The following is an 18,042-nucleotide window of genomic DNA, read 5'->3' as shown; positions in this document are numbered from 1 at the left end:
CGTGCCTTCAATCGGTCCAGCGGTCGGCGATGGATGACGCATTGGCTGCAATGGCTGACGCCGGATAGCGCAGCCGGTCCGATGCGATAGACGCCGGATCGAAGCCAGACAGCGCCACCTGTGGCGGCTTGCCAGCCCGTGCCACAGCCGCCTTGGCCAGCTCGGCTGCCAGCGCCGCATCGAACAGCGCAAGTCCGCTGGGATCGCTTGCCGCCAGATCGAGCCTCCGAAAAAGGTCTATCACGTAATAGGGCGTGACCGGCTGGTGCTGCTGCAGCGCATCGGCCATCGCCTGCCGTGTCTCGGCACCATCGGCGATCGGCTGGGCGCCGCCCAGATCGCGAAGGCCAAAGTGCCGCGGGATAAGGCCGACGATCACCGCCAGCGCCTCGTCCCCCAGCAGCGGCGCCATGCCCGCCACAATCGCGTTGGCCATGCTGGGCTGCCGCCGCGCGAAGACGCGGGTCAGCAGCCCCCTGAACACGCGGCTATTGCCCCCTGGCTGCCAGCATCGCCGGACGCGGACCGAGCCAGTCGGCCATCGTCACCGTGTCGCTGACCTTGTATGGCTTGCCGCTGCGGTTGAGGAACAGCTTTTCCATCTCGCTGCGGGTGAATGGCCGCGAGCCCAGCCGCCCGAAGACTGCCATCTGCCCCCCCGATTCATCGACACCGCGATCGCGATCGAGCCCCTTGGCCACCGCCAATGCGGCCGAGGGCGTGCGCGCGAACGCAATCAGATCGGGCCGGGGATCGGGCGAGAAGCCGTAGAAATTGGGCTGGCTCGACGGCGAGGTCAGCTGCAGCACCTTCATGCCGTTGCGGCCATCGGCGACGTAGGCGAACAGTGTCGCGTTGGTCGAACCGACGATCACATCCTCGGCATCGTTGAGCAGGCCGCCGGCGTTGTAGCGCATGTATTCGCGCGGCGCTTCGGGGTTCGTCATGTCGATGATGACGAGCCCGTCCTGCTTGGCGGCGACATAGGCGAAGGTGCGCGCGAGATAGAGCTTGCGTGCATCGGCGAGCCGTACCGTGCCCGAGGGCACCGCGACGGGCGCTTCGAGCCGCGTGATGTCGAACAGCTTGATGCCGTCGGCATCGGTGACCCACAGATAGCGGAACTGCACCGCGCTTGCGCGCGCATCATTGAGCGGCAGCACCGCCATCAGACGGGGGTTGAGCTTGCTGTAGTCGAAATCGCGCGGCGCATTGGCGGGCGGATCATCCGCCAGCCGCACCACGACCAGCCCGGCATCGGCGGTGATATAGGCAAAGTCGCCAGCCAAGGTGATGTGGCGTGCGCCCTTGAGCACATTGTCCGGGTTCCAGGTCAGCGTCCGCTTGAAGAAGTTGTTGCGGAATTCGCCATCGGCCAGCGTATCGATGTTGACCGCGATCAGTCCTTCGACGCTGTCGGTGACAAAGGCGTAGTGATAGACCGCGCGGAACGGCTGTTCCTGATTGGCCTCGCGCATTTCGGGCGTGTTGCGCGTCGGTGCGATCGGCTGCGTAGTGGCGATCGCCATGCAGGTCGCGTTGGTCGTCTTGACGTGCGTGTCATGCCCCAGCGACGAGAACGGCGCGCGGATGATGCGTTCGGAAAAGCCCTTGTTGCCGATCGAGGCGATGTCATAGGCACGGAAACCGCCCTTGCCTTCCGCAACGAACATGTACTCGCCCCGGTTCTGCAGGCAGTTCACCCGGCCGTCGGTGCCCTGGACGACATTGGCGAACTCTTCGCGCGCATAGGTCTCGCCCGAGAACTTGTCGTCGAAGATCGGACCGCGCGTCCAGTTCTTCAGCTCGCGGCCGTTCTGTTCGACATGCAGCTTGTAATAGTCGGGATAGGCATAGCGGTGGAGATACGATCCGATCACCGCCTGCGGCTCGTCCCATTCGGTGACGCGCACCGCCTCGAAGCCGCCTTCGAGCCCGAACCAGCTGTTGAGCCCGACGAAGTTGACGAAATTGGTGCCGAGCAGCAGCAGCTGCGACATCACCGCATTGTTGTCGTTCGCCTCGCTGAGGTGGCAATCCGAACACTGCTTGGTCTCGGTCTTGCGCACGGTGTGCGGGAAATGCGGCGCGAACGCCTGTGACGAGAAGCCGGGTGCCGAGATCGGCGGCTGCTGCACATAGATGCGCTCACGGTTGATGTTGGTCGACGACAGGATCAGCGCCGAGGTCGAGCGGATCGGGGCGATGATGTTGCCCTTGCTCGTCTGGTGGCGGCCGATCTGGAACATCTCGTCACGCGCGACCTGCGGGTTGTAGGTCGCATAGTTGCGCGTCTCGTCTTCCTCGTATTTGTGGACCTTGGCCTTCCAGTTGGCCTCGATCGGCAGATGGCAGCCACCGCACGATGTTGTCCAGCTCAGATGGCAGGTGAAGCACGCCATCTCTTCGGTGTTGTGCGCGCGGTCGGCCTTGGCGACTGAGGGACCGAAGCTGTACTTGCCTGTGTTGGCACCATCCTTCGCCATCAGCTTGGAGCGCGCGGCCTTGGGGTTGAAATCGGGGCTGGCGGGGTCGACCGCGTCCTTGACCAGGCTGACCTGCCACGACAGTTCGGGATCGAGCACCGACCGCTGCAGCAGCACGCGCTTGCCGCTGGCGTCCTTCATCCATTCGAACCGGCGCTGGCCATCGGGATTGCGGATCAGCGACAGGTTGTTGCCCTTGGGCCGGGCCGCGAGGTTCGATGTGAACAGCGTCGGATAGGCATCGGGCGTGCCGTGGCAGTCCTTGCAGCCGATCTCGACCGCGTTGGCGACCTCGCCATAGATCAGGCCGTTGCCGTGCCCGTCCTGGCTGAAGTGGCAATCGACGCACTGCATGCCGAGCTCGGCATGGATGTCCATCATGTGCACCGACTTGCCGGGGTTGGTGCCGACGGGGACGAACTTGCCCTCGCCCGCCTTGCGGAACTTCTCCGGATCATCCGGAAAGACCATGTTGGCGGTATCGGTGCCCCAGGTCGCCATGTTGCCTTCCGCATCGAGCAGATTGCCCTTGCGGTCGCGCTTGAGGATCGCGCGGAAGTTCCAGCCATGGCCGTGGTAATCGGCAAACTGCGTGTCCTTGGCCTCGGTGTTGAGGTCATAGACGTTGCGGACGAAATCGATATCCGACCACAGGCCGCGCGCAGCTGCGCCTTCGGGATTGCGGTCCAGCGTCGCGCGCACCTCCTTGGCGGTGGGATAATGCTGCTGCTTGTAGATCCGCTGGTAATCCTGTTCGGACATGCCCTCGGGCTTGGGCGCGCGGTTTTCCGGCCCCGGCCACATCAACGGCGCGTCGGATTCATAATCCCACATCGTGTAGCCAAGATAGCTGTTCAGGAAGATGTTGGGCTGGTGCATGTGGCAGTTCATGCACTGCGCAGTCGGGATCGCGCGGGTGAAGGCATGCTTGAGCGGGTGGCCCTTTTCCTTGAACGCGGCTTTCTCGGCGTGCGCGTCCTTGGCACCATGACCATCGCCGCCGCCATGGCCATCTCCATGCGACGCGCCGTGCTCGCTCGCGCCTTCGGCCAGCGTCGTGCCGTGATCGCCGCCATGCTCTTCGTGATGCTCTGCCGCGTCATAATCGCCATAGCGACCGGGGCGCTTCTGCCCTTCGGTCAGCGTGTTGATCGTGGGATCGTCGGTAATCGTCTGGCCGTCGCGGCCGTACTTGGCGTACACTAGGCTGTGGCGCGGTTCGCGGTCGTTGGCATAGACGACGTGACACGCCGCGCAGCCCGAAGCGCGATAGTCGCCGGGCTGGTCGTTGGTGCCCATCTGCCACAGGAACGGATCGTTGAGGCGGGTCTTGTGGATGTTGATCACCGGCACCGCCACGCGCAGGCCCGTGCCCGGGCCCCGGTTCGACTGCTTGAGGTCAGGGCGGCCCGGCTCTTCGAGACGCTGGATGATGCCGCCGATATTGGGCAGGCCGATTTCGGGGAACTGCGAGTTGATGTTGCGCCCGCCGCGCTCGAACACGCGGAAGATGTCGCCCGGCGGCAGGATGTGCCAGGTCGGCAGCGGATACATCACCGGCAGCGCGCCGCGCGCCTTTTCGGCAGCGGTCACCGTGCCATGCGCCGCGCCCGCTTCGGTCGCCGCCGACTTGATCATCGCCGGCTTGCCATCGCGGGTGAACGCCTCGCCGAACATGTAGTTCTTGAACGGGACGATGCCGTTGTTATACGCCGCGCCGCCCCACAGCATTGCACCAGTCGCCATCAGCGAGCGCTCCGAGGCCTCGATGATCTCGATATGGCAGGCGCCGCACGATTCGCGCACCACGCGGTAATCGGACGGGTTGACGAAGCGGATGAACTCGGGCGCTTCCTTGGCGAGCAGCGCGTAGGAGCGCTGCGGGTTCGCCGAAGACGGCCATTTCCATGCCACCGGATATTTCGGCAGCACGTGGCTCTTCATCAGCGCGTCCTGATACGGCAGGCTGTCGCGGCCCCAGGCGTTGTCGCCCATGATCGCCGCATCGCCGCCATGGCAATCGGTGCAGCCCAGCACGACGGCGGGCGATGCGTGCATCGTCTTGTGGTCGCTGGCGGTGTGGCAGCTCTGGCAGCCTGCGCTCTTGGCGTCGGCCTCGGCCCATTCCTGGTTTGCGGGCGCGGGCGCGGTGAAGGTGTACTTGACCTTCTGCGCCTTTTCCTTGCTCGATGCGAGCAACTGATCGGCGGGCAGCGCAGTGAAGGTGACGAGCAACAGCCCCGCCAGCAGCAGCTTCCAGTTAAAGGCTGGCGCGTTGCCGCGCGCCCGATCAGTACGCCAGAATTGCATTGAACAGCACCGAATAAAAGAGGTCTGACTTGCCCGATTGGGTGAACAGGTCGCGGAAACCCCTGGACGGGTCGAACACCGCGCCGGAGAGGCGGAAGACGAGGTTCTGGTTGGCATTGGGCCGCCAGATCAACGCTGCCGAGACATCGGTGCCGATCGAGCTGGGCACCGTGCCCTCCTGACGCAGCGCCTCGATCGTGTCGGTCTTGTGGAACCACAGATGGTTGACGTTGGCCGACAGCCGCGTCGTCGCGCTCAGGTCAAAGTCCGCCCCTGCGCCCAGCAGCACCGTGCCGGGGTTGTTGAAGTTCGACTGGCCCTGCTCTTTCGACGAACGCAGGTTGTTCAATATGCCGTTGCGGGTGTTGACGCCCACCGCGCGGCCACCGCCGGCAAACGGAATGACCTGGCGGATCCAGTAGCTGGTATCAGCGCCTGCGAAGATCGGGTTCTCGAAGATCGCGTCGAACCCGGCCTCGGTATCGTTATACGGATCGCCATCGCCACTGGCGAACAGGCCCTGCAGGCGGAAGCGCGCCCAGTCACTGTCATAGCTGAGCTCCGCCGCACCGAAATACGAGGCGATATCGGCCTTGCGGCTGGTGAAGAAGCTGTTGCGATCCTCGCCGAACGCGCCGTACAGCTGGCCGGTCAGGTTGATGCGCCCGATGCGGCCATCGACCGCATAGCCCAGATACACCACGTCATATTCGCGGCTGCGCAGGTCGCCCAGCAGCGCCGGCCGTACCGGGAAGCCGTTGTCGTCGATCTTGAGCTCGCGCCCGCCCTCGCGGTTCATGTTGTACGTGACCGAGAGCTGGCTGGTCAGGCCGACCAGCGGGAAATCCTGGCGATAGGCGTTGGCGAAGAACACCCAGTCGTCGCGCGGGCTATCGACGATGCTGTTGAGGCCCGAATTGGTGTCCTTCTCCAGCCGCCAGAACGCGCCGACATTGAACTGGAAGCGGTTGTTGTCGCGGTTGCCGAACAGGCGGATGCCCAGCTGGTTGTCCTGAAACAGGAAGCCGCGGAAATCGGCCTGCATCGGCTGGATGCCCGCGCGCACCGAGATGAAGTCATAGCGCGACGTGTCATAGGCGCCGAGGTGATAATCGATGAACGCTTCCTGCACCCCCACGAAATGGTCGGTGCGGTGCGTAGGCCGCGATGGCTCGACGAACAGGATGCGCCGCTCGTTGACGTCAACATGGTTGACCTGCGCGGCCAGCGTCAGGCGGTATTCGATCGCGGGCGGCTTGTACGTCGTCTCGCCCTTGATCAGCGCCACTCCTGCGATGATCGTCTGCGCCAGCACCAACGAATCCGCGCGGCCGAACACGTCGAGGCTGTCGGGCCGCGAGGTTGTCTGGACGCCTACCGGGGTCGGGAAGCTGCGCGGTTCGACCACGGTGTCCGACACGACGTTGGCGACGAAGAACCAGTCGTCCTCTTTCAGGAAGCCGGGGCGCTTGCCTTCGGGCAAAGGCCGGTCGCCCTTGAGGATGTTCTGGTGGTACGGATCGAGCTTCGACCGGCAAACGCTCGAGAGGTTGGGATACAGGCCATAGATCGACTGATCGCCGCCCTTTTTGGGGCACAGCGAAGTCACGATGCGCCAGCGATCGGGCACCGGAAACTCGTCGGTCGGGAAAGCCTCGGGCGCAGGCGCGCGCACCGCGCCCGGATTGTCCTGCGTCACTCGATCGGGCAGCTGCTTCTCAACGCCGGGGCGGCGGCGATCGTCGATCAGCGCTTCGTCGGCTTCGATGGCATCGGCATCGGTATCGGCAGGCGGCGGCATTGCCCCTGGAGCCGACGGTGCTTCCTGCTCGGCGGTGAGCAGCAGCATGTCATCGGCGGCGCCCTGGAAGAACAGGCTATGATCGGCCAAAGCGCGCGGCGAGCTGAGACGCTGCGGTGCGGCGGGCGCGGCCGTCCTTGTCGTCCGCGCCACCGGCGCGGCATCGGCGGTCAACGCGATGCGGGTCAATGCCACGCTGCGCCCCAGCTCGGCAGCGGCCAGCGCCGCGACCGCGGTCTGCGGGCCGCTGTGCAGCACCGGCCCGGCGATGGGCGCGCCTGCAACGTCGCCAGTCCCGGCGAAGGCCATCAGCGGGATCAGGGCAACGAGCGGCACGGTCATTTACAGACCCTCGCAGACGTTCTGGGTGTTGGTATCGAGGAACGGCGCAAACGGGCAGCTGACATAGCGCAGCCGCACCTGCGCGTTGCCCAGGTTCACCACCACCCGGTCGGCGCGCATGTCCTTGGGCGCATTGCCCACCGTGCCGACGCGCGCGCCACCGTTGTTCAGCCCGAGAAAGCTGACCATGTCGTCTTGATCGATGCCGTCGCCCGAAACGCCGATACCGCCGACAAGCACGTTGCCGCGATAGATCGGAACAGATCCGGGGAATATCTGAATGCCGTTTTCCAGACGGTTCTGGCCCTGCACCGTATCGGGCAGCGCGGTGCACCGCTGCGCGGTATCGGTCGGCGAAGCGCCCGAGACGAACTGCGAATGCTGGATGATGTTGGCGGCCACCAGCTGCACCTGCAAGCCCACCGCGAACGGGTTGAAATCTTCGATCGGACGCGAGAACGGACCGGGAGGGCGACCCAGTTCACCATCGGGGAAATACGGCCGCGACAGATTGCCGTTTGCCCTGTCCGAAAAGGCGATGGTCCCGGTCAGCGCCTGCGGATTACCGAGAAACGTGCGGAGCGCCGACACGAACGGGGCAACGCCGCCGCCGGCGGACATGAGATTGGACGCCGCCTGCGGGTGCGAGAAGAACATCGCTGTGCGCGCCTTCTGCAACGAGACATCGATGCCGAAGATCGGCGCATCGGGCGACCGGACGATGCCCAGCACCTCGCCATGCGTATCGACGACCGAGATCGACGCCTGCATGCGGCTGTCGAGCGGGCGACGGATCTGCGCGCGCGCGCGGGTCAGCACCGTGAACGCCTCTTCCAGGATGGCACGGACCTCCGCGGCGGTCAGCGGCTGCGAATTGCTGACGCTGTCAGTCCCGGCGCGGATCGGATAGCGGTTGTTGCCGGCACCATCGGTGAGGATGAACGCATCGGCATTGGCGAATTCGGCCGCGCGTGCGGCACGCATTCCGGACGCCTCGGTGCCATAGGGGGTGCCCGCAATGATCGACGCCGTGCTGTAGCCGCGCACCGCGATCACGCTGCCCGCCGTCCCGTTGATCGCAGCAAAGTTGCCCGATAGCGGGCCGATGTCGCTGGCGATGATATCGGAAAAGCGCAGTGTCGTGCCATCGACGGTGATCCGGTCGGCGCGAATGGCCTCGGCGGCGGCAAATCCTTGCGTGCCGGCAAAGGCGATCGCCTCTTCGGGATCGATATCGCGGTCGAGAATGTTGGGGTCGAAGCCATAGTCGCCATCGCCCATGACGCCGATTGCGCCGACGACGACACCGTTCTTGTACAGCGGCAGCCCGCCGGGGTCAGCCGCCAGGCCCAAAGGCGAACGCTTGGGGCCAATGAGCGCCGATGCGCCGCCTGCCGCCTGAAAGCGCGCCGACAGGTCCGAACAGGGCAGCTGGCTGAACTGCACGCCGAACAGCGGTCCGCTTTCCAGCCCGCGCGTCGAAGGCGCAGGCGGGAAATGCTGCTGCACGATCTGGCTGGCGGTGCGGCTCGAGAACGCATTGCCGCCGCTGGAGAGGTACGCGCCGGTCACCGCCTTGGAGATCGCGGCGATCTCTGCCGGAACGTCGAGCCCCTGCGCATCGACCAGCGGGCTGTTGATCCCCGCTTCGGTCAGCGCGCTGGTGCGCGCGAGCGTGCGCGCGCCGCTCATGCGGAACACGCCGAGCACGTTGCCGACCCGGTCGACCACCGCGATCACCGATGGCAGGTTGCGCCTTTGCGCCTCGCCCACCGCCTGCGCGATGATCTGCTGCACCTCGCCGACGCTCAGCGATTCCTGCGCGGGCGCGGTGAAATTGCCACCGGCGGGCGGCGGCGCGGGATTGGGGGTGGGCGTCGGGCTGGGCGCAGGCGTGGTGCCGCTGCTGTTGCCGCCCCCGCACGAGGTGAGCACCAGGGCCATCGCCGCCAGCGACGTCGCCATCTTTCCGATCCGCATCATGCCGCGATACTCCGCAGGCATGCGACCCGGCCCGATGTCACAGAACTGAACTCACCCAAACGTTCCACTGCGGTCATCTCCCTGCCCACCGGCGTTATTGCAACGACCGGATGGTGCGCACGGCCCCGCCAAGGGCCCGGCGGAATTCCAGCGGCTTGTAGGCATTCGGCTCGGCAACGGCGGCATAGGCCTGGTTGATCTGCGCGCGCAGCGATGTCGCCGCACCGCCCGAGACCTGGCCTTGCGTCACCAGACCGCTGAGCAACGTATCCACCGCCATCACCGCCTGCACGCTGCCTTCGTAATCGGTAAAGCGTGGGGAAATCGCCTCGCTCGCGATCGATTCCATGATCGCAAAAGTCTGCGCGCGGGTGAAATCGCTGCGGCTGAACCGATCCGCCAGCGCCATCGCGGTCTGGCGCAACCGGTTGGCCGCTTCGACCGCCGGGCCCCTGCCCTGTGCCATCGCGGCGTGGAACGCGCGCGCCTGGCCTTCATACTGGCCCGCCAGTTCGGGCGCGGCAATCCGCACCGCCGCCGAGAGCATGATCATGTTCTCGTCGTTATAGGGCGGCATGCCCGACGGGATCGGACGGCCTGGATTGCTCAGCTTGCCCGGACGGGCATCCTCTTCGTCATAGATCCGGCGGTGGCAGCTGTGACAATCGAAGAAATAGAATTCGGGGAACATGCCTTCGGTGCCCAGACCGGGCTTGCCGAACAGGCTGAGCGATCGGTCGAGCGCGATCGCCTGCCCCACCGCCCACATGCGCATCGAATTGGTCTTGCCCTTGCGCTGGCGGTAATCGGCGTCCTCGTCATGATGCTGGGTGAGCGTCGAGAACAGGTCGAGCTCGAAGGCGATGCGCGGATGGCCCGCCGCCATGATCCGGTGGTTGACGAACTGGCCGGGCGCGTCGTTGCCCAGGTGACAGTCGAGGCAGACGCCAGCACGCGCCTGCGCGCTTTCCAGTGGCACTAGACCCTGCGAAACATTCCGCGCGTGGCTGGTGCCCGTGGCGTAATGGCTCGACAACCAGCCCGATGCTGCGCCGTGGCACGCTTCGCAGCTGACGCCGTCGCTGGCCTGATAGCGCGCGCCCCTGGATGCGGCCGGGGTGGAATGGCAGCCCAGGCACATCGCGGCAGACCGCGGATCGCCGATGCCGAGTTTCTTGCCAATGGCGAGGCTGCGCGGTTCGCCCAGCACGCGATAGGCACGCGAATGCGCGCCGCCGGGCGTCGATTCTTCCTGCCAGCGCCACAATTCGTCCTGCCGCACGACGGCGCCATCGGCCTCGTTGCGGCCGTGGCAGGTCGATCCGGCGCAGCTGCCCACGCCCATGTGCGTGCCACGCGGAGCGGCCGAAGCTTGCGCCTCGAGCCGCTCGGCCCCTGCCAGATTTGCGATGAACAAAGCGCCGACCGCCATGGCAAGACAGGTCGCGCCGACAAACGCGGCACGCAATCCACCCATGCGAGATATGGCCCAAAGCCGTAATGTGTGCATCGTCGCTTTTCCCCCGGCTTCGCGAGAAACCGGCCCCCGATAGACTAACGATGCGACCCCTTAGTCTTGTCTTCGCAGCCTTATCGCCGGTTCGCCTGCCACTTTCAAGGCAATGATTGGCGGCGGTTGCAAAAAACCGGTGGATCAAGGCGATGACCGAATTCCGGCTGCGCCGCTTGCCGCAACGTGGGACATTTGCCATGCTGCGCTGCACATCTGGAGATTGGGGCATGACATTAGGCTTGGGGTTTTCCGACGGAGCCTGGCTGGGGCATCTGGCGTTCATGATCCTGGCGATCGCCCTTATCGCCCCGCCGATGCCGTGGATGCGAGTCGGTATCGTTTTGTCGTCGATCGCGGGCCTTGGCTATGCTCTGGGCTTTGCCAACGATCTGGGGCTGGCTTTGTGGTTCTTCGTACTGCTGGTCACCGGCGCATCGATGCTGCTGGGCTATCTGATGGCGGAACGCAATTCGCGCTTCTCGTCCGAAGAAGAGGCGCTGCGGGCCAGCTTCATGGACGAGATGACCCGCGCCGGTGCCCGCCACCTGATGGACCAGGGCAACTGGATCACGGGCCGCGCCGACGAAATCCTGATCAACGAGGGCGAGGCGATCAGCCACCTGTTCTATCTGCACGACGGCGCCGCGCAGATCAGCCTGCACGGCAATGTTGTCGGGCAGGTTGGCAGCGGCGATCTGATCGGCGATGCCACGGCGTTGAGCGGAGAGCCGGCCACCGGCACTGTCCGGTTGATCGAGGACAGCCGGTTCTGGTGCGTCTCCGCCCCCAAGTTGCGCCAGTATCTGGAATTGCACCCCGATGCCCGCACCGTGATCGAGCGGCAGATCAACAGCGCGCTCGACCGCAAGCTGCGCGCCGCCAACGCTGCGCTGGCGAGCAGCTGACCCGGCGTTATTCGGCCGGGGTCACCGCTGGTTGCGATGCGGTCGCCGCTGGCCGCGCCGCGCCCTGGGTCGCGCGTTCCTGTGGGCTGAGCACGGTTTCGATCACGTGCACCATGCCGTTGCTCGCCTTCAGGTCGCCGGTGGTGACCGATCCCACATTGCCGCTGGCATCGGACAGGCGCAGCTGGTCGAGCTCGATCGAGACATTGAGCCGCTCGCCTTCCAGCGTCTCGATCTCGACGCTGCCGCCCTTGTCCGCGATCTGCTTGCGCATATCAGCCACGCTCAGGCGGCCAGGGATGACGTGGTAGTTGAGCACCATCGCCAGTCGGCCCTTGTTCTCGGGCAGCAGCAATTCGGCCAGCGTGTCGACACCCAGCTTGTCGAACCCGCCATTGTCGGGTGCGAACAGGGTCATCGGGGTTTCCGCAGCCAGCGCAGCGTTCAGGTCCGCCGCCTTGATGGCGCGCGCCAGCGTCGACAGGTCGGGATTGCGCAGCACCACCTCGTCCACGCGCAGGATCGCGTCCACATCCGCCGCAGCCGCATCCTGCGCGTCCAGGCTCGCGGCATCGACGCGCTTGACCGGATCACCACCGCCATCCTGGCTGCCACAGGCCGAAAGCGCGAGGGCAAGCCCCAGAAGGGGGACAGTGGCAGTGAAACGCATGGTGATCTCCAATAATCGGGCGGGCGGTCAGGTGTCGTCCTGCTTGTCGAGGAAAACGAAGTCCCGCTCCATACTGAGCATATGGGCACCGCCATCGACGAAAAGCAACTGACCGCTGATCGCGGGTTCTGTAGCCAGATAACGCACTGCGCGCGCAATGTCTCCCGGTGTCGACAAACGATGCAGCGGCATCCGCGCCGCGAGCCGCTCCATCTGCGCCTCGTCATAGTCTTCGGTCGCCAGCGTCAGGCCCGGAGCCACGCCATTTACCCGCGCCCGCGCGCCAAATGCCCGCGCCAGTGTGCGGATCGATTCGGCCAATGCCTGTTTGGACAGCGTATAGGACAGCTGGTCGCCATTGGGGTTGCGCACCCTCTGGTCGATGATCTGGACGATCGCGGGGCAATCCCCCTCGCCTGCGGCCGCGACCACTGCACGGGTCAGCAGCATCGGGGCGAACAGGTTGACGGCGAAATGGTCCTGCAGCATCGCGGCACTCATCGTGTGCCAGTCATCATATTCGAACAGCGAGGCGTTGTTGACCAGCAGCATCGGCGCGCGCCCGAAATGCGCGGTCACCTGAGCCACCAGGGCATCGGGTGCAGCAGGGTCCGCCAGATCGGCAGCAAAGCCATGCCACGGCGTTTCGCAATCGCGCAGCGTCTGCGCCAATGCCGGTTCGGGGTTGAGGTCGCTGCGTCCGTGCAGCGCCAGCGCCCAGCCTGCGCGCGCCAGTTCCGCCGCGATGGCCCCACCGACCCGGCGCATTCCGCCGGTCACGAGGGCAACGCGAGGCACCGGCGGGCCGCTCACCGGCGGGTCCGGGTCAGCGTGATGCCGATCGATTCGCCGTTCTCCGCGATCGCCAGCTTGATGATCTTCAGCTTGATCCGCCAGATGCGCGCATCCTGCAGGAACAAGGTCTCGATGACATGGTCGGCCACCGCCTCGATCAGCGTGAAATGCACACCCTGCGGCAGCGCGGTCGAAGCCGCGTGCTTGAGGTCCATATAGTTCTTCGAGGCGGACAGCGGCGTATCGGGCCCGTAATGGTCCTCAGCCAGCATTTCGACCGCAATGGTGAAACGCAGCGGCTGCGGCAGTTTGGTTTCCTCGGAATAGATGCCAGTGAGGACGTTGACGTCGAAATCGGCAACTTCGAGGATCAGGCTATCGGGCGTGGTGTCGGTCAACGTGCAGTGCCAATTCTATCAGGAGAGCGGCGACTGCCGGAACTGCCGGCACGTCGTCAATGTGGCTGCGCGTTCGCAAATTGTGCGCCGCAACGCAAGCGTTCAGACATTCGACCAGCGCGCGAAGATCGCGGTGGGTAGCAGCCGCCCGCCCGATTGTTCGCGCACGGCCAGTTCGCCGATCTCGATCTTGCCCGGCAGATCGGCAAAATGCGCTGCCAGCAGCTCGCCCAGCGCCAGCGCCGACATGCGCACCGCATACACGGTGAGGAACAGGCAAGCCGACTGGTCGTCGAGCAAGCGGCGGCAATCGGCGATCAGCGCGGGCAGATGCTCTTCCAGCTTCCACACCTCGCCTTCGGGTCCGCGCCCGAACTTGGGCGGATCGAGCAGGATCGCATCATAGCGTTTGCCGCGGCGGACCTCGCGCGCGGCGAACTTGACGCAATCATCGACCAGCCAGCGGATCGGCACATCGTCCATGCCCGAAAGCGCGGCATTGGCGCGTGCTGCGGCCACCGACTTCTTCGAGGCATCGACATGCGTGAGCTGCGCGCCTGCCGCCGCCATCGCCAGCGTGCCGACACCGGTATAGCCGAACAGGTTGAGCGCCCTGGCTTTTTCCTCGCCCTGGTGATCCGCAATATGCCCGCGCAGCCAGCGCCACACCGGGTCCATGTCGGGAAAGAAGCCCAGATGTCGGAACGGCGTGTTGAGCGCGGTCAGCCGCACCTCTTCCCACGCGAGCGGCCAGCCCTCGCGCGGTACGTTCGGCTCGAGCTGCCAGCGTCCGCCGCCGTCCTCGTCCGATCCGGGGATGAACGCGCCATCGGCGTCCCAGTCGGCCAGGCTGGTCGGCCACATCGCCTGCGGCTCGGGGCGGACGAAGCGATACGGGCCGTAAGCCTCAAACTTGCGCCCGCCGCCGCTGTCGATCAGCGTGTAATCCGCGCGCGGTTCGCCAATCATCAGCACCGGTTGCGGATCGAGTATGGCCATGAGACGGCGTCAGCCCTTGGCGGGCACGGCGCGCGCGGCGATGTAGTCGCGCACGGTGTGATAGTCGCCCGCCAGCTTGTCGAACCGCTCGGCCCGTTCGAACAGATCGCCGACGCGGGTCGGCAGACGCGGACGCAGGCCGGTGGCGCGCTCGACCGCATCGCGGAACTTGGACGGATGTGCCGTCGCCAGCGTGACACATGGGATCGACCGGTCGAGCGTCCCTGCATCCTGCAACCGGTGCGCTGCACCCAGGCCGATCGCGGTGTGCGGATCGAGCACCTGCCCGGCCTGATCCCACGCCCGGCGCATGGCGATGCCCATCTCTTCGGGATCGATGCTGGCACTGGCGAAGATCGCCTCGGCCCCGGACCGCATGTCGGCAGTAAGCTGCATCGCCTTGCTCGATTCGAAACCCTTCATCCGCACCGAGGTCAGCGCGCCATCGCGGCCTTCCAGATCGAACAGCAGCCGCTCGAAATTCGAGCTGACCTGGATGTCCATCGACGGTGCTGCCGTCGGCGTGACGCTGCCTGCCGAATAGTCGCCCGCGCTTAGCGCCCGGTGGAGGATATCGTTGACGTTGGTCGCCACGACCAGCCGGGCAATCGGCAGACCCATCTGTGCGGCGACATAGCCCGCGAACACATCGCCGAAATTGCCGGTGGGGACCGAAAACGCGATCGGCCGGTGCGGCGCACCCAGTTGCAGTGCAGCGGCGAAATAATACACGATCTGCGCCATCAGCCGCGCCCAGTTGATCGAATTGACCGCCGACAGCGTGAACTTACTCGCAAAGTCGGGATCGCCGAACATGCGCTTCACCATCGCCTGCGCATCGTCGAAGCTGCCGTCGATCGCGATATTGTGCACGTTGGGCGCCAGCACCGTCGTCATCTGCCGCCGCTGGACGTCGGAGACGCGGCCATCGGGGTGCAGCATGAAGATATCGACCTTCTCGCGCCCGGCCACGGCATCGATCGCGGCAGAGCCGGTATCGCCCGAGGTCGCTCCGACGATGGTCAGATGCGTATCGCGATTCGACAGGAAGCGCTCGAACAGATGGCCGAGCAACTGCAGCGCGACATCCTTGAACGCCAGGGTCGGTCCGTGGAACAGCTCGAGCAGCCAGTTGCTTTCATCGAGCTGGACCAGCGGCGTCACGGCCGTGTGTGAAAAGCGCCCATAAGCTGCCTGGCACAGACCGCGCAGCTCATCTTCGGTCAGGCTGCCTGCGACGAAGGGCGCCATCACACGCACCGCGAGCTCGGCATAAGGCAGGCCCGCCATCGCGGTAATCTCGGCGTGCGTGAACCTGGGCCAGACGCGCGGCACATAAAGCCCGCCGTCGCTTGCCAAACCTGCCAGCGTCACGCCCTCGAAATCGAGCGCGGCGGCTTCCCCCCTGGTGCTGATATAGTCCATGGGGTGGACCCGTTAGCGGTCATGCCCCGTGCTTGCAACCTGCGCGTGCGGGATCACTCTTCTTCCGGGCTTTCGTAGAACATCAGCACCGCAGGACCTTCGGGCGTATCGATCAGACCCGTCTCGACAAAGCCTGCACGAATATAGGCGCTGCGCGCGCGCATGTTCTCGGGATCCGGATCGATGCACAGCACCCGCACGCCTTGGGCCGCGAGCTGCTTGGCAAGCATCGCCAGAAGCTTTGCGCCATGGCCCTTGCCGATCAGCCCGGGCACGCCAATGAAGCAATCCACCGCGCGCGCGCCCTGCGGCAGGTCCTGCAGATGCTTTTGCGGCCAGGCGTGCACCTCGAAATGCTGGATATAGGCAATCGGCCGGCCATCGAGCATGCCGATCAGCTGGACCATGTCGGGATTGTCCATATCCTCCATGATCAGCGCCAGCTCGTGCTTCGGGTCGCCCCACCACTTTTCGACCTCGGGCGTCTGCAACCACGATTCGATCAGAGGAATGTCCGAATGGGTGACCCGGTGAAAGCCGTAATAATGTCCGCCCTGCATGATCTCTCCTCAAGGCACCGCGTCGAACCGGTCAAGATTTTGACCGTCGTGCAACTGCCATCACATATATAACGGCAGCAATGCCCGCGAATAAAAACCATTGTACGGCATAGGCCCAATGGTTGTTCGGAATATCCTCTGGCGAGGGCGGCTGAACCGCGTCCAGCCCGGCCACCGGCGGCGCTGCGATCAGCCGGATCAGATGGGCGCTGTCTGGCGCGATCACGCCGCTGACCGCTCCGCCTGTCCAGTCCGGATTGTCAGGCCGCAGCGACCATCCTGCCACGACCTGCGCGCCCGGCCCTTCCGCGCCGGTGCGGCACGAGGCGATGTGCACCCAGCCCGACTGGCCGCGTGCGCTGCGTCCGCTGGCCGATCGCCATCCCGTCACCTCAAGGCAATTGACGCTCGACTTGCGGTACAGCGGCAGCGACGCCGCGTCGGGCACCACAGGCCAGGCGATCGCAGGCCTGTCGGCAGCATCGGCATATTCGGCGAGCAGAGCGTCCTTCCAGGCCATGCGCTGCACCTGCCACACGCCCAGGCCGATCATCACCGCGATCGCGATGCCGACGATCAGCGTCGGCCAGAAAGGCAGGCGTTTCATTGCGACTTGTCTCCGCCGCTGTCGATGCGGCCTTCGCGCACCTGTGCGCGCGCTTCGTGGATCAGCATGGCGGCCTTCGAGACTCGCAGCGACAGCAGCACCAGCGCCGTGGTGAAGGGCACCCAGAGCACGATGTGCACCCAGAATGGCGGGCTGACCTTCACCTGCAATACCAGCGCAGCTGCGCAGACGATGGCGCCGATCACCAGGATCAGGAAGGCGGCCGGCCCATCGCCGACGTTATAGGCATTGAAATCATGCCCGCAGGCGCGGCAGCGGGGGGCAAAGCGCACCCAGCCGGCGAACAGCGTCCGCGCGCCGCACGCCGGGCACTCGCCAAAAAGGGCAGCCTGGACCAGACCAGACTGCCCTTTTGGAAGCTGCGGATCAGGCATCCTGTCCGCCTGCTGTCAGTGCATTGACGGTCAATGCGTCGCAGCGCCCCATCCGCCCCAGACATAGATGACCAGGAAGAGGAACAGCCACACGACATCGACGAAGTGCCAGTACCATGCAGCGGCTTCGAAACCGAAATGCTGCTTGGGGGTGAAGTGACCCTTGTAGGCGCGCACCAGGCAGACGATCAGGAAGATCGTGCCGACCAGAACGTGGAAGCCGTGAAAACCGGTCGCCATGTAGAAGGCCGAACCATAGTTCAGATCCTTGAACGGGAACGGCGCGACCGAATATTCATAGGCCTGAACGCCGCTGAACACCGCGCCCAGGATGATGGTGCACCACAGACCCTTGATCAGGCCATCGCGGTCGCCATTGATCAGCGAGTGGTGCGCCCAGGTGACCGTGGTGCCCGAGCACAGCAGGATCAGCGTGTTGAGCAGAGGCAGTTCGAAGGCATTGAGCACTTCGACGCCCTTGGGGGGCCAGGTTCCGCCGATGACGTCCGCGGTCGAAGGGAACAGCGAGAAATCGAACCATGCCCAGAACCAGCCCACGAAGAACATGACTTCCGAGGCGATGAACAGGATCATGCCGTAACGCAGGTGCAGCTGCACCACCGGGGTGTGGTCACCCGCATGCGCTTCCTTCACGACCTGCGCCCACCAGGCGTACATCGTGCCCAGAACACCGGCGGTACCGGCGTAGAACACCAGCCCTGCGGTATCCATGCTGTGCATCCAAAGGATGGCACCCACCGCCATGACGAGCGCCGACATCGATCCGGCGAACGGAATGATGCTGGGCGGCAAAATATGATAATCGTGGTTCTTTGTTCCGGCCATCGGTCTG

General features: G+C 65.1%; 15 protein-coding genes. 1 reads left to right on the top strand and 14 read right to left on the bottom strand.

Annotated elements, in window-relative coordinates; all coding sequences use genetic code 11:
- Positions 1-7: 7 nt before the first annotated feature.
- The 5 genes from D618_RS0115895 to D618_RS0115875 form a co-directional block, all read right to left on the bottom strand.
- Positions 8-484, bottom strand: coding sequence for a hypothetical protein (locus D618_RS0115895; protein ID WP_017672524.1), 477 nt, complete (start codon positions 482-484; stop codon positions 8-10).
- Positions 485-488: 4 nt separating this feature from the next.
- A complete protein-coding gene (locus tag D618_RS0115890; RefSeq protein WP_017672523.1) occupies positions 489-4,796 on the bottom strand; it encodes a hypothetical protein in 4,308 nt (1,435 codons plus the stop codon).
- Positions 4,777-6,597, bottom strand: coding sequence for a hypothetical protein (locus D618_RS0115885; RefSeq protein ID WP_238550704.1), 1,821 nt, complete (start codon positions 6,595-6,597; stop codon positions 4,777-4,779). Before D618_RS0115885 ends, D618_RS0115890 begins: the two co-directional genes overlap by 20 nt.
- Positions 6,598-6,939: 342 nt before the next feature.
- The gene (locus D618_RS0115880) at positions 6,940-8,922 is read right to left on the bottom strand and encodes a heme-binding protein (RefSeq protein WP_026091765.1); all 1,983 of its coding nucleotides are present in this window, start codon (positions 8,920-8,922) and stop codon (positions 6,940-6,942) included.
- Positions 8,923-9,016: 94 nt separating this feature from the next.
- Complete coding sequence (locus D618_RS0115875; RefSeq protein WP_017672520.1) at positions 9,017-10,399, bottom strand: multiheme c-type cytochrome; 1,383 nt, start codon at positions 10,397-10,399, stop codon at positions 9,017-9,019.
- Between the two features lie 263 nt (positions 10,400-10,662).
- On the opposite strand from D618_RS0115875, the gene D618_RS18690 reads away from it, so the two are divergent.
- Positions 10,663-11,340 carry a cyclic nucleotide-binding domain-containing protein gene (locus tag D618_RS18690; RefSeq protein ID WP_040370960.1) on the top strand — a complete coding sequence of 226 codons (678 nt, stop codon included), beginning with the start codon at positions 10,663-10,665 and terminating at the stop codon, positions 11,338-11,340.
- Positions 11,341-11,347: 7 nt separating this feature from the next.
- Here the strand turns inward: D618_RS18690 and D618_RS19165 are convergent, their stop codons facing one another.
- The 9 genes from D618_RS19165 to D618_RS0115825 all read right to left on the bottom strand — a co-directional run bounded on the left by D618_RS19165 (position 11,348) and on the right by D618_RS0115825 (position 18,035).
- Positions 11,348-12,010, bottom strand: a complete 663-nt coding sequence (locus tag D618_RS19165; protein WP_152414788.1) for a fasciclin domain-containing protein — start codon at positions 12,008-12,010, stop codon at positions 11,348-11,350.
- A gap of 27 nt (positions 12,011-12,037) precedes the next feature.
- The gene (locus tag D618_RS0115860; protein ID WP_026091764.1) at positions 12,038-12,823 is read right to left on the bottom strand and encodes an SDR family oxidoreductase; all 786 of its coding nucleotides are present in this window, start codon (positions 12,821-12,823) and stop codon (positions 12,038-12,040) included.
- Positions 12,820-13,203, bottom strand: coding sequence for a dihydroneopterin aldolase (locus D618_RS0115855; RefSeq protein ID WP_017672516.1), 384 nt, complete (start codon positions 13,201-13,203; stop codon positions 12,820-12,822). The genes D618_RS0115860 and D618_RS0115855 overlap by 4 nt, the downstream gene beginning before the upstream one ends.
- Before the next feature lie 102 nt (positions 13,204-13,305).
- The gene (locus D618_RS0115850; RefSeq protein ID WP_017672515.1) at positions 13,306-14,202 is read right to left on the bottom strand and encodes a class I SAM-dependent methyltransferase; all 897 of its coding nucleotides are present in this window, start codon (positions 14,200-14,202) and stop codon (positions 13,306-13,308) included.
- Between the two features lie 9 nt (positions 14,203-14,211).
- On the bottom strand, positions 14,212-15,627 hold the full coding sequence (thrC, locus tag D618_RS0115845) for a threonine synthase (RefSeq protein WP_017672514.1): 1,416 nt from the start codon (positions 15,625-15,627) through the stop codon (positions 14,212-14,214).
- A 53-nt stretch (positions 15,628-15,680) separates the two neighbouring features.
- Entirely contained in the window at positions 15,681-16,187 is a 507-nt protein-coding gene (locus D618_RS0115840) for a GNAT family N-acetyltransferase (protein WP_017672513.1), read from the bottom strand.
- Between the two features lie 31 nt (positions 16,188-16,218).
- Positions 16,219-16,794: an SURF1 family protein gene (locus D618_RS0115835; RefSeq protein WP_017672512.1), complete on the bottom strand. Its 576-nt coding sequence runs from the start codon at positions 16,792-16,794 to the stop codon at positions 16,219-16,221.
- A complete protein-coding gene (locus tag D618_RS0115830; protein WP_017672511.1) occupies positions 16,791-17,189 on the bottom strand; it encodes a DUF983 domain-containing protein in 399 nt (132 codons plus the stop codon). The genes D618_RS0115835 and D618_RS0115830 overlap by 4 nt, the downstream gene beginning before the upstream one ends.
- Before the next feature lie 30 nt (positions 17,190-17,219).
- Positions 17,220-18,035 carry a cytochrome c oxidase subunit 3 gene (locus D618_RS0115825; protein ID WP_017672510.1) on the bottom strand — a complete coding sequence of 272 codons (816 nt, stop codon included), beginning with the start codon at positions 18,033-18,035 and terminating at the stop codon, positions 17,220-17,222.
- Positions 18,036-18,042 lie beyond the last annotated feature (7 nt).

Source organism: Blastomonas sp. AAP53, from assembly GCF_000331245.1.
Lineage (GTDB): Bacteria > Pseudomonadota > Alphaproteobacteria > Sphingomonadales > Sphingomonadaceae > Blastomonas.
The sequence above is the reverse complement of the archived record's forward strand: the minus strand, read 5'-3'. Positions and strand labels throughout refer to the sequence as shown.